This is a genomic window from Streptomyces sp. NPDC031132, assembly GCF_055570595.1.
This window is the reverse complement of record NZ_JBVIGX010000010.1, coordinates 52,965-64,665: the sequence shown is the minus strand read 5'-3', so window position 1 is coordinate 64,665 and position 11,701 is coordinate 52,965. Positions and strand designations below refer to the sequence as shown.

Annotated in this window: 12 protein-coding genes and 1 pseudogene; 9 read left to right on the top strand and 4 right to left on the bottom strand. The window is 73.2% G+C overall.

Features of this window, described 5'->3' with window-relative positions; all coding sequences use genetic code 11:
- Positions 1 to 35: 35 nt before the first annotated feature.
- Positions 36 to 566 (top strand): NUDIX hydrolase, encoded by a 531-nt coding sequence (locus ACZ49B_RS17290; protein ID WP_468306328.1) that lies wholly within the window; start codon positions 36 to 38, stop codon positions 564 to 566.
- A gap of 22 nt (positions 567 to 588) precedes the next feature.
- Here the strand turns inward: ACZ49B_RS17290 and ACZ49B_RS17285 are convergent, their stop codons facing one another.
- The gene (locus ACZ49B_RS17285) at positions 589 to 1,482 is read right to left on the bottom strand and encodes a 3-hydroxybutyryl-CoA dehydrogenase (protein ID WP_468306325.1); all 894 of its coding nucleotides are present in this window, start codon (positions 1,480 to 1,482) and stop codon (positions 589 to 591) included.
- A 154-nt stretch (positions 1,483 to 1,636) separates the two neighbouring features.
- On the opposite strand from ACZ49B_RS17285, the gene ACZ49B_RS17280 reads away from it, so the two are divergent.
- Positions 1,637 to 2,920, top strand: a complete 1,284-nt coding sequence (locus ACZ49B_RS17280; protein ID WP_468306323.1) for a glycoside hydrolase family 10-like protein — start codon at positions 1,637 to 1,639, stop codon at positions 2,918 to 2,920.
- A gap of 39 nt (positions 2,921 to 2,959) precedes the next feature.
- On the opposite strand, the gene ACZ49B_RS17275 is transcribed toward ACZ49B_RS17280, so the two are convergent.
- Together ACZ49B_RS17275 and ACZ49B_RS17270 are read right to left on the bottom strand one after the other, a co-directional pair.
- Positions 2,960 to 3,157 carry a DUF1918 domain-containing protein gene (locus ACZ49B_RS17275; RefSeq protein ID WP_030294415.1) on the bottom strand — a complete coding sequence of 66 codons (198 nt, stop codon included), beginning with the start codon at positions 3,155 to 3,157 and terminating at the stop codon, positions 2,960 to 2,962.
- Between the two features lie 60 nt (positions 3,158 to 3,217).
- Positions 3,218 to 4,147, bottom strand: coding sequence for a DMT family transporter (locus ACZ49B_RS17270; protein ID WP_468306319.1), 930 nt, complete (start codon positions 4,145 to 4,147; stop codon positions 3,218 to 3,220).
- Between ACZ49B_RS17270 and ACZ49B_RS17265 the strand changes: the two genes are divergently transcribed.
- Genes ACZ49B_RS17265 through ACZ49B_RS17255 form a run of 3 tightly spaced genes read left to right on the top strand, consistent with a single transcriptional unit; the run spans position 4,146 to position 6,998 of the window.
- Positions 4,146 to 5,591, top strand: a complete 1,446-nt coding sequence (locus ACZ49B_RS17265) for an aminotransferase-like domain-containing protein (protein WP_468306316.1) — start codon at positions 4,146 to 4,148, stop codon at positions 5,589 to 5,591. The two genes, ACZ49B_RS17270 and ACZ49B_RS17265, sit on opposite strands and share 2 nt — an antisense overlap.
- A gap of 31 nt (positions 5,592 to 5,622) precedes the next feature.
- Positions 5,623 to 6,198: a histidine phosphatase family protein gene (locus tag ACZ49B_RS17260; protein ID WP_468306314.1), complete on the top strand. Its 576-nt coding sequence runs from the start codon at positions 5,623 to 5,625 to the stop codon at positions 6,196 to 6,198.
- A gap of 41 nt (positions 6,199 to 6,239) precedes the next feature.
- Positions 6,240 to 6,998: an N-acetyltransferase gene (locus ACZ49B_RS17255; protein ID WP_468306311.1), complete on the top strand. Its 759-nt coding sequence runs from the start codon at positions 6,240 to 6,242 to the stop codon at positions 6,996 to 6,998.
- A 139-nt stretch (positions 6,999 to 7,137) separates the two neighbouring features.
- Here ACZ49B_RS17255 and ACZ49B_RS17250 read toward each other — a convergent pair.
- Positions 7,138 to 7,290: pseudogene (locus tag ACZ49B_RS17250) on the bottom strand (alpha/beta fold hydrolase); the annotation flags it as partial.
- A gap of 79 nt (positions 7,291 to 7,369) precedes the next feature.
- On the opposite strand from ACZ49B_RS17250, the gene argC reads away from it, so the two are divergent.
- Genes argC through ACZ49B_RS17230 form a run of 4 tightly spaced genes read left to right on the top strand, consistent with a single transcriptional unit; the run spans position 7,370 to position 11,698 of the window.
- Positions 7,370 to 8,398, top strand: coding sequence for an N-acetyl-gamma-glutamyl-phosphate reductase (gene argC / locus ACZ49B_RS17245; RefSeq protein WP_468306308.1), 1,029 nt, complete (start codon positions 7,370 to 7,372; stop codon positions 8,396 to 8,398).
- Complete coding sequence (gene argJ, locus ACZ49B_RS17240; RefSeq protein WP_468306305.1) at positions 8,395 to 9,552, top strand: bifunctional glutamate N-acetyltransferase/amino-acid acetyltransferase ArgJ; 1,158 nt, start codon at positions 8,395 to 8,397, stop codon at positions 9,550 to 9,552. The genes argC and argJ overlap by 4 nt, the downstream gene beginning before the upstream one ends.
- The gene (argB, locus tag ACZ49B_RS17235; protein ID WP_468306302.1) at positions 9,549 to 10,487 is read left to right on the top strand and encodes an acetylglutamate kinase; all 939 of its coding nucleotides are present in this window, start codon (positions 9,549 to 9,551) and stop codon (positions 10,485 to 10,487) included. Before argJ ends, argB begins: the two co-directional genes overlap by 4 nt.
- Positions 10,484 to 11,698, top strand: coding sequence for an acetylornithine transaminase (locus tag ACZ49B_RS17230; protein WP_468306299.1), 1,215 nt, complete (start codon positions 10,484 to 10,486; stop codon positions 11,696 to 11,698). The genes argB and ACZ49B_RS17230 overlap by 4 nt, the downstream gene beginning before the upstream one ends.
- Positions 11,699 to 11,701 lie beyond the last annotated feature (3 nt).

The following is an 11,701-nucleotide window of genomic DNA, read 5'->3' as shown; positions in this document are numbered from 1 at the left end:
TGTTGCCACCTACTCGAACGGAAGGTGGCACAACCGTGCAGTGGACGAACCTGAGTGAGCAGACCGTGTACAAGAACCGCTGGTTCGACGTGAACCTCGCCGATGTGGAACTTCCCGACGGCCGGCACCTGGACCACTTCGTGATCCGGCTGCGGCCGGTCGCCGTCGCCACGGCCGTCAACGGGGCCAACGAGGTGCTGCTGCTGTGGCGGCACCGGTTCATCACCGACAGCTGGGGCTGGGAACTGCCCGCGGGCGTGGTCGAGGACGGCGAGGACATCGCGGAAGCCGCCGCCCGGGAGATGGAGGAGGAGTCGGGCTGGCGGCCGGGGCCCCTCCACCACCTGATGACCGTCGAGCCGGCCAACGGGCTGACCGACGCCCGCCACCACCTCTACTGGGCGGACGGCGCGACGTACATCGGGCACCCGGAGGACGACTTCGAGTCCTCGCGCCGCGAGTGGGTGCCGCTCAAACTGGTGCCGGACATGATCGCGCGCGGCGAGATCCCGGCCGCCAACATGGCGGCCGGGCTGCTGCTCCTGCACCATCTGCGGCTCGGCTAGCGCGGGCCGCAGGGCGCGGGGGTCAGCCGTACGGGTAGAAGCCCGAGCCGGTCTTGCGGCCGAGGCGACCCGCGTCGACCATCCGCTGGAGCAGCGGGGGAGCGGCGTACAGGGGCTCCTTGTACTCCGCGTACATCGAGTCGGCGATCGAGGCGATCGTGTCCAGGCCGATGAGGTCGGAGAGTTTGAGCGGACCCATCGGGTGGGCGCAGCCCAGCTCCATGCCGTTGTCGATGTCCTCGCGGCTGGCGATGCCGGACTCGAACATCCGGATGGCCGACAGCAGGTACGGGACCAGGAGCGCGTTGACGACGAAGCCGGACCGGTCCTGGGCGCGGATCGCGTGCTTGCCCAGGACCTTCCCCACCAGGGCCTCGGCCCGCCTGACGGTCTCGTCGCTCGTGGTCAGCGCCGGGATCAGCTCGACGAGCTGCTGCACCGGGGCCGGGTTGAAGAAGTGGATGCCGATGACCTGGTCGGGCCGCGAGGTGGTGACGGCCAGCTTGACCAGCGGGATCGAGGAGGTGTTGGAGGCGATGATCGCGTCCGGGCGGGTGATCACCTGGTCGAGGACCTGGAAGATCTCCGTCTTGACCTGCTCGTTCTCGACGACGGCCTCGATGACGAGGTCACGGTCGGCGAACTCGCCGAGATCGGTGGTGAAGGTGAGGCGGGCCAGGGTGGCGTCCCGCTCCTCCTCGCTGATCTTGCCGCGTTCGGCGGCCTTGGTCAGGGAGTTGTGCAGCCGGGTGCGCCCGATCTCCAGGGCCTCGCCGGTGGTCTCGGCGACCTTCACCTCGAGGCCGCTGCGCGCGCACACCTCGGCGATGCCCGCGCCCATCTGGCCACAGCCCACTACGCCGACTCGAGTGATGTCGGAAGGGAGGTCAGTCACTTCGTGCCTTTCGCTGCTCATCCGTCGGCGGGTCCCCCGTGTACCGCAGTGGTAACTGCTTTCCGGCGCCCGCCACGCCCCACGACGTTACCCCCGACCTTGTCCGTGCCGGGGCGCCGGGGCGGGCATGCTGTCAGACGCAAGGCAATGTCACGCAAAGGAACGGAGTCGTCACATGGCGTACATCGGACGGCGGGGGCTGCTGGCGGGGGCTGCCGGGCTGCTGGCCGCGGCGGGTGCGACGGGCGGGGCGGGCCCGGCGCGGGCGGCGGGTGCGAGGGGCCCGGCGCGGGCGGTCGAGGAGGCGAGGGGGCACGGCCGGCGCAGGGAGGCGGCCGCCGAGTTCCGCGCGATGTGGATCGCCTCTGTGGAGAACGTCGACTGGCCCTCCGAGAGCGGGCTGGACGCCGAGGAGCAGAAGGGCGAGCTGACCGGCCTCCTGGACACCGCGGTCGCCCGCCGCCTGAACGCGGTGATCCTCCAGGTCCGGCCGACCGCCGACGCCATGTGGCCCGCCGCCCGGGAGCCCTGGTCGCAGTGGCTGACCGGGGAGCAGGGCGAGGACCCCGGCTGGGACCCGCTCGGTACGGCGGTCGCCGAAGCCCACGCCCGGGGGCTGGAACTGCACGCCTGGTTCAACCCGTACCGGGTGGCCAACCACACCGACCCCGGGCGCCTGGCCGAGGACCATCCGGCCCGGCGCAACCCCGGCTGGGCGATCCCGTACAACGGGAAGCTGTACTACAACCCCGGGCTGCCCGAGGTGCGCACCTTCGTGCAGGAGGCCATGCTCGACGCCGTCTCCCGCTATGCGGTGGACGGGGTGCACTGGGACGACTACTTCTACCCGTACCCCGCAGAGGGGCAGTACTTCGACGACGACGACGCGTACGCGCGCCACGGCGGCGCCTTCGCCTCCCGCGCGGACTGGCGCCGCGACAACACCGACAGGCTGGTCCGCGAGATGTCGGAGCGGCTGCGGTCGGTCCGGCCGGAGGCGCGCTTCGGCATCAGCCCCTTCGCGGTCTGGCGCAACAGCGACCGGGACCCGCTCGGCTCGCCCACGCAGGCGGGCGTCGAAACGTACGACGACCTGTACGCGGACACCCGCAAGTGGGTCCGGGAGGGCTGGATCGACTACATCGTGCCGCAGGCGTACTGGCAGATCGGCCATCCGACCGCCGACTACGCGAAGATCGTGCCCTGGTGGGCGGACACCGTCGCCGGCACCGACGTGTCGCTGTACGTGGGAGAGGCGCTGTACCGCTGCGACCGCAACAGCTCCACCGCCGCGTGGCGCGATCCGGCGGAGCTGTCGAAGCACCTGACGTTCGCCCGCCAGTACCCCGAGGTCCGCGGCCACGTCTACTTCTCGGCGAAGCAGGTGGTCGCGGACCCCAATGGAGCGATGGCCAGGGTCGTTGCCGACCATTACCCGACGGCCGTGCCGCCGCGCTGAGGCCGCGTCGGCCGTGTCGGCCGCGTCAGCCGCGTCGCGTCAGTGCGTGGGCTCCGTCGGGTGCTTGACGACGCAGTCGGGGCCCGGGGACATGACTGCCTCGTGACCGTCCGAGAAACGGACCCGGTAGGGCGGGGTGCCGTTCTCGCCGAGTACCTGAGTGATTTCACCGACCTTGTCGTGCTGCCCCACGATCCTGCCGTGCTGCACCAGCTGGTCGCCCTCGGTCGCGCGCATACTGACCTCCTCGGAGGCGGTCTGGATCCGGTGACAGCAGTTTACGGCGGATTGTGCGGTTTAAGCCCGTTGGGTCACGGCGATGCAGACCAGAACCGCGCAGGCGGCGGCCGGGGCGGCGGGGGAGAGGTGCTCGCCCAGCAGCGCCACCGACCAGACCAGGGTCAGCAGCGGCTGGGCGAGCTGGAGCTGGCTGGCCCGCGGGGCGCCGATCTCCGCCATGCCGCGGTACCAGACGTACAGGCCGAGGAAGGTGGAGCCGGCGGCCGCCCACACCAGACCGGCCAGTCCGTGGCCGGTCAGGTGCACCGGCTCGTACGCGAGCCCCAGCGCGGCACCGGCCACGCCCAGCGGCAGGCACAGCACCAGCGCCCACCCGACGACCTGCCAGCCGGGCAGGACGCGGGCGAGACGCCCGCCCTCGGTGTACCCGGCCGCGCAGACCAGCAGGGCCCCGAAGAGGTAGCCGTCGCCGGTCGAGAGGGCGCCGCCGCTCTGGGCCAGCGTGAAGCCGAGCACGACCGCGGCTCCGGCGACGGCCGCCCCCCAGAACCGGCCCGAGGGGCGGGCGCCGGTGCGCAGCGCGGACAGGGCGGCCGTGGTGAGCGGGAGCAGGCCGACCACGACGGCGGCGTGCGAGGTGGTGGAGGTGGTCAGCGCCAGCGTGGTGAGCAGCGGGAAGCCGATGACGACCCCGGCGGCGACGACGGCAAGGCCCGCCCAGTGCGCGCGGGCGGGCAGCGGCACGCGGCCTGCCAGCAGGAAGGCGCCCGCGATCAGGGCCGCGAGGACGCTGCGCACGGCGACGAAGGACCAGGGGCCGAAGCTCTCCAGGCCCCAGGCGGTGGCGGGGAAGGTCAGCGAGAAGGCGACGACGCCGAGCGCGGCGAGCGCGGTGCCTCCGGTGGCCCGGCGGGCCGGGCGGCCCGAGTGGGTCGGGTGGTCAACCGCTATCGAGCTCGGGAGAGTAGCGCTATTCTTTGCTGTCATGTACGAGCGTAGCAGCGTGGCCGAACTGGCGGAATCCCTGCGGTCGGAACTCGACCGCTACTCCGTGGGTGGAAAGCTCCCGTCCAGCCGCGCCTTGGTGGAGCGCTTCCGGGTCAGCCCCGTCACGGTCTCCCGCGCCCTCGCGCAGCTGGCCGCCGAGGGGCTGGTCGTCACCCGGCCCGGCGCCGGGGTGTTCCGGGCACGGCCCCGGACGGCGGAGCCCGCGCCCGGGGACACCTCCTGGCAGGAGGTCGCCCTCAGCGCGGAGGGCGAGGGCGAGATCGTGCCGCGCTCGGTGGACGCCTCCGGGGTGCTGGCCTGTCTGGCCGCACCGCCGTCCGGGGTGATCGGGCTCAACAGCGGCTACCTGCACCCCTCCATCCAGCCCGAGCGGGCCATGGCCGCCGCGCTCGCCCGGGCCGGGCGGCGCCCCGGGGCCTGGGAGCGGCCGCCCATGGAGGGGCTGCCCGAGCTGCGCGACTGGTTCGCCCGGGAGATCGGCGGAGCCGTATCGGCTGCCGACGTACTGGTCACCGCGGCCGGGCAGAGCGCGCTGACCACCGCCCTGCGGGCACTGGCCCCGCCCGGGGCGCCCGTCCTCGTGGAGTCCCCGACCTACCCCGGGTTGCTGGCCATCGCCCGCGCCTCCGGATGCCGGCCGGTGCCCGTCCCGGTGGATGCCGAGGGGGTCCGGCCGGAGCTGCTCGCCGCCGCCTTCGCAGCGACCGGGGCGCGGGTGTTCGTATGCCAGCCTCTGTTCCAGAACCCGACCGGGGCGGTGCTGGCTCCCGCGCGGCGGGCCGAGGTGCTGCGGATCGCGCGGGCCGCCGGGGCCTTCGTCGTGGAGGACGACTACGCCCGGGCGCTGGGCCACGACGACGCCGGTCCGCTGCCCCCGACGCTGGCCGCCGAGGACCACGACGGGGTGGTCGTGCACGTCCGGTCCCTGACCAAGGCCACCTCGCCCAGCCTGCGGGTGGGCGCGCTCGCCGCGCGCGGCCCGGTGCTGGACCGGCTGCGGGCCATCCAGATCGTGGACAGCTTCTTCGTGTCCCGGCCGCTGCAGGAGGCCGCCCTGGAGCTCGTCGGCGCGCCCGCCTGGCCCCGCCACCTGCGCGCCGTCGCCGCCGAGCTGCGCCACCGGCGGGACGTGCTCGCGGGCGCGCTGCGCCGGGAACTGCCGGGGCTGACCCTGCCCCATCTGCCCTCGGGCGGATACCAGTTGTGGGCGAGGATGGCCGAGGGCAGCGACGACACGGCCTTCGCGGCGGCGGCCCTGCGCGCCGGGGTCGCGGTCGCCGCGGGCCGCCCGTACTTCTGTGCCGAGCCGCCGGGACCGTACGTACGGCTCAGCTTCGCCGGGGTGTCCGGCGCGGGGGAGCTGAACGAGGCCGTCCGCCGGCTGCGCAGCGGGGCCGGCGACGCCGTCGGTCCAGGCGCTTGACCCCGTGCGGCATGCGGCTCACCATCGCCGCATGAATGTTCGGGTTTCGCTCGTCGCCGCAGCCCGTGGTTCCTCGCTGCTCGCCGAGCGCTTCGACGACGACCGCCCGCTGGACGGGGCGGGCTGGCGGGCGGTCGAATCCGCGGCGCGCGGGCTCGTGCCCCTGGGCGCGGCCGAGCTCCGCTACTGCTCGCCCAGCCCGCGCAGCCGGGCCACCGGGCAGGCCCTCGGGTACGCGCCGCTCGCCCAGCCGGCGCTGCGCGAATGCGACATGGGCCGCTGGCGGGGGCTGACCCTGGCCGAGGTGGCGGAGCGCGAGCCCGGGGCGGTGGACCTCTGGCTCACCGACCCCGTCGCCGCCCCGCACGGCGGCGAATCCCTGCTCGCGTTCATCTCCCGCATCGGCGGCTGGCTGGACACCCGGCCCGCCGACGACGGGGGCGCGATCGTGGCGGTGGCGGAGCCGTCGGTGGTCCGGGCGGCCCTGGTGTACGCACTGCGGGCGGCCCCGCTGACGTACTGGAACGTGGACGTCCGCCCGCTCTCCACGATCACCCTGACGGGCCGCTCGGGCCATTGGCACCTCTCCCTCCAGGCGCCCGCCTAAAAGGGTGGAGCCGGGCCCGTCCACCGCCCTAGCCTGCGGTCATGACCGGCATACAGATCACCACCCTCGCGCAGCGACCCGAACTGGCCGAACGGCTCTGGGACATGAAGGACACCTGGCCGCAGTTCGCCCAGCACGACTCGGTCGCCTGGCTCCTCTACCCGCGGATGGTCAAGGAGCTGGCCGACTACGTCCTGGTGGCCACCGACGGGGATGCGGTGATCGCCCGCGGGTTCAGCGTGCCCTTCGCGCAGCACGCGCCGGGCCGGGACGGGGCGCTGCCCGCGCAGGGCTGGGACCGGGTCCTCATGTGGGCCTTCTCCGACCTGCGGCGCGGGATCGCGCCCGACACGGTGAGCGCCATCGAGATCACCATCGCCACCGACCGGCTCGCCGAGGGCCTGTCCGGGCGGATGCTGGCCGCGATGCGGGACAACGCCCGCGCCCGCGGGTTCGCCGAGGTGGTGGCCCCGGTCCGGCCCAGCGGCAAGCCGGCCGAGCCGGAGACGCCGATCGAGGAGTACGCGTACCGCACGCGCGAGGACGGTCTGCCGTACGACCCGTGGCTGCGGGTCCACGCCCGCGCGGGGGCGGTGATCGACTCGGTGGCGCCGCTGTCGATGACGATCACCGGCTCGCTCGCGCAGTGGCGGGAGTGGACCGGGCTGCCCTTCGACGCGACGGGCCCGGTCCTGGTGCCGGGAGCCCTGGCCCCGGTCCGCTGCGAGCTCGAACAGGGCTACGCGGTGTACGTGGAGCCGAACGTCTGGGTCCGCCACGCCCTGGACCGCCCGGCGTAGGCGGCTCCGTCTCACCCCCCTGTGACGGAGCGCTCGCTCCAGTTGGCGGGATCCGCCCACTGGAGCGCTCAGCCAGAGGCGGCCCTACTGGTAGGCGTTGCAGGTCGGCGAGGTAGCCCTCCCGGCTGTAGTCGGCCGCCCGGTCGGACTCGCCGTGGCCACGCTGATCGGGGGCTATGACCCGCCACTCCGGGGCGAGGGTGGCGGCGAGCCCGGCGTACGACAGGCCCTCGGACATGTGCCCGTGCAGAGCGAGCAGCGGGCGGCCGGGGCCCGCCCCGCTCAGTCGCACCCCTCCGCGGCCCGCGCGGCAGCGCTTTGCATAAACGTGCGGCGGTACGTATAGTCATGCCATCGAGGAGGAGGGTCCGATGGTGGTACGTGTAGCGGTGGCCGGAGCGAGCGGGTACGCGGGCGGAGAGGTCCTGCGCCTGCTCCTCTCTCACCCCGAGGTGGAGATCGGCGCGCTGACCGGCAACTCCAACGCCGGACAGCTCTTCGGGACCCTCCAGCCGCACCTCGTGCCGCTCGCGGGCCGGACCCTTGAGGCGACCACGCCCGAGGTCCTCGCCGGACACGACGTCGTCTTCCTCGCGCTGCCCCACGGGCAGTCCGCCGCCGTCGCCGCCCAGCTCGGCGGGGACGTCCTCGTCGTGGACATGGGCGCCGACCACCGGCTCAAGGACTCCGCCGACTGGGACGCGTTCTACGGCGCCCCGCACGCCGGCACCTGGCCCTACGGGCTCCCCGAGCTGCCCGGTGGCCGCGCGGCGCTGGAGGGGTCCAAGCGCATCGCGGTTCCCGGGTGCTTCCCGACCGCCGTCTCCCTCGCCCTGTTCCCGGCCTACGCCGCGCAGCTGGCCGAGCCGGAGGCGGTGATCGTCGCCGCCACCGGAACCTCGGGCGCCGGCAAGGCGCTCAAGCCGCACCTGCTCGGCTCCGAGGTCATGGGCTCCGTGAGCCCGTACGGGGTGGGCGGCGGGCACCGGCACACCCCCGAGATGGTGCAGAACCTCAGCCCGATCGCCGGGCAGAAGGTCTCCGTCTCCTTCACGCCGACCCTCGTGCCGATGCCGCGCGGCATCCTGGCCACCTGCTCCGCCAAGGCCCTCCCCGGCACCACCGCCGAGGCGGTGCGCGCCGCGTACGAGAAGGCGTACGCGGACGAGCCGTTCGTCCACCTGCTGCCCGCGGGGCAGTGGCCGGCGACCTCGTCCGTCTACGGTTCCAACGCCGTTCAGATCCAGGTCGCGTACGACGAGTCCGCACAGCGGATCATCGCGATCAGCGCCATCGACAACCTCACCAAGGGCACCGCCGGTGGCGCGGTGCAGAGCATGAACATCGCCCTCGGGCTCCCCGAAGGGCTCGGGCTTTCCACGATCGGAGTCGCGCCGTGAGCGTTACGGCAGCACAGGGGTTCACGGCCGCGGGCATCGCGGCCGGGATCAAGGCGAACGGCAACCCGGACCTGGCCCTCGTGGTCAACCACGGGCCGCGGCTGGCCGCAGCGGGCGTGTTCACCTCCAACCGCGTCAAGGCCGCGCCCGTGCTCTGGTCCGAGCAGGTCCTGCGCGGCGCCTCCGTCAGCGCGGTCGTCCTCAACTCCGGCGGCGCCAACGCCTGCACCGGCCCCAAGGGCTTCCAGGACACCCACGCCACCGCCGAGAAGGTGGCCGAGGCGCTGGGCGGCGAGCACAACGCCGGCGAGGTCGCCGTCGCGTCCACCGGCCTGATCGGCGTCCTGCTCCCCATGGACAAGCTGCTCCCCGGCATCGACACCGCCGTCGCGGCGCTCTCCGAGGACGGCGGCGAGGCCGCCGCCATCGCCATCAAGACCACCGACACCGTGCACAAGACGGCCGCCGTCACGCAGGACGGCTGGACCGTCGGCGGCATGGCCAAGGGCGCGGGCATGCTCGCCCCGGGCCTGGCCACCATGCTCGTCGTCCTCACCACCGACGCCGACCTGGACAGCGCCACCCTCGACAAGGCGCTGCGCTCGGCCACCCGCACCACCTTCGACCGGGTCGACTCCGACGGCTGCATGTCCACCAACGACACGGTGCTGCTGCTCGCCTCCGGGGCATCCGGCCAGGTGCCGGCGTACGAGGCCTTCACGGAGGCCGTACGGACCGTCTGCGACGACCTCGCCCGCCAGCTGATCGGCGACGCCGAGGGCGCCAGCAAGGACATCCGCATCGAGGTCGTCGGCGCGCTCACCGAGGGCGACGCGGTCGAGGTCGGCCGGTCCATCGCCCGCAACAACCTGCTCAAGTGCGCCATCCACGGCGAGGACCCCAACTGGGGCCGGGTGCTCTCCGCCATCGGCACCACCCGGGCCGCCTTCGACCCGGACCGGCTGAACGTGGCCATCAACGGCGTCTGGGTCTGCAAGAACGGCTCGGTCGGCGAGGACCGCGACCTGGTCTCCATGAAGGACCGCGAGGTCCGCATCACCGCCGACCTGGCCACCGGCTCCGAGTCCGCGGTGATCTGGGCCAACGACCTGACCGCCGAGTACGTCCACGAGAACAGCGCCTACTCCTCATGAGCAACGAGAAGGCCGGCCAGCCCGGCGCCGGAACCGCGCGCAAGCACACCGCTCTGCCCAAGGCGCAGATCCTCATCGAAGCCCTGCCCTGGCTCACCCGCCACAACGGCAAGGTCGTCGTCATCAAGTTCGGCGGCAACGCCATGATCGACGAGGACCTCAAGGCCGCCTTCGCCCAGGACGTGGTCTTCCTGCGCCAGGCCGGCCTCAAGCCGGTCGTCGTGCACGGCGGCGGCCCCCAGATCAACGCCCAGCTCGACAAGCAGGGCCTGGTCAGCGAGTTCAAGGCCGGCCTGCGCGTGACGACCCCCGAGGCCATGGACGTCGTACGGATGGTCCTGGCGGGGCAGGTCCAGCGCGAGCTGGTCGGGCTGCTCAACGAGCACGGGCCGCTCGCCGTCGGCATGACCGGCGAGGACGCCCACACCATCACCGCGACCCGGCACACCCCGGAGATCGGTGGCGAGCTCGTCGACATCGGCCGGGTCGGCGAGATCACCGCCATCGACACGGGCGCGATCGAGGCGCTGCTGGCGGACGGCCGGATCCCGGTCATCTCCTCCATCGCGCGCAGCGCCGACGACCACCACGTGTACAACGTGAACGCCGACACGGCGGCCGCGGCGCTCGCCGCCGCGCTGGGCGCCGAGACGCTGATGGTGCTCACCGACGTCGAGGGCCTCTACGCGGACTGGCCCAACAGCGACGAGGTCATCAGCCGGCTCACGGTCAGCGAGTTGGAGAAGCTGCTGCCCGAGCTGTCCAGCGGCATGGTGCCCAAGATGGAGGGCTGCCTGCACGCCGTCCGCGGCGGCGTGAGCACGGCCCGGGTCATCGACGGGCGGGTGCCCCACTCGATCCTGCTCGAGATCTTCACCGACGAGGGAATCGGCACGATGGTCGTGCCCGACGCACAGGGAGGGCTGCGCACATGACGGGCCATCAGGAGACCGGCAACGAGCGCTACGGCGCCCGCTGGCAGGACACGCTGACCAACAACTACGGCACCCCCGCGCTGGCCCTCGTACGCGGCGACGGCGCCCAGGTCTGGGACGCGGACGGCAGGCAGTACACCGACTTCGTCGGCGGAATCGCGGTCAACGCCCTCGGCCACGCCCACCCGGCGATCGTCGAAGCCGTGACCCGGCAGATCTCGACCCTCGGCCACGTCTCCAACCTCTACGCCTCCGAGCCGGTCCTCGCGCTCGGCGAGCGGCTGCTCCAGCTGTTCGGGCGTCCGGGCCGGATTTTCTTCTGCAACTCCGGAGCCGAGGCCGTCGAGGCCGCGTTCAAGATCGGCCGGCTGACCGGGCGGACCCACATGGTCGCCACCGACGGCGGCTTCCACGGCCGGACCATGGGCGCCCTCGCGCTCACCGGCCAGCCGAAGAAGCAGGAGCCCTTCCTGCCGCTGCCCGGTGACGTCACCCACGTCCCGTACGGCGACGTGGAGGCCCTGCGGGCCGCCGTCACCGAGGAGACGGCGTTCGTCGTCATCGAGCCGATCCAGGGCGAGAACGGCGTCGTCGTGCCCCCGGCCGGCTACCTGACGGCCGCCCGGGAGATCACCCGGGCCACCGGCACGCTGCTCGTCCTCGACGAGGTGCAGACCGGCATCGGGCGCTGCGGGCACTGGTTCGAGCACCAGGCCCACGAGGGCGTCGAGCCCGATCTCGTCACGCTCGCGAAGGGGCTCGGCGGCGGTCTGCCGATCGGCGCCGTCGCCGCGTTCGGGCCCGCAGCGGACCTGCTCCAGCCCGGCCAGCACGGCACCACCTTCGGCGGGAACCCCGTCGCGTGCGCCGCCGGCCTCGCCGTCATCGACACCATCGCCGCCGACGGCCTGCTCGACCGGGTCAAGGCGCGCGGGGAGCGGCTGCGCTCCGGAATCGAGGCTGCCGGGCACCCGCTGGTCTCCCATGTCCGTGGTGAGGGCCTTCTCCTGGGTATCGTGCTGACCGGACCGCTCGCACCGCAGGTGCAGCAGGCGGCCCAAGATGCCGGCTTCCTGGTCAACGCGCCCGCCCCCGACGTCGTACGGCTCATGCCGCCGTACGTACTCTCCGAGGCCGAGGCGGACGCGTTCGTCCGGGCCCTGCCCGGCATCCTCGACGCAGCCAACGGGGACGGACACACCGGGGAATGAGAC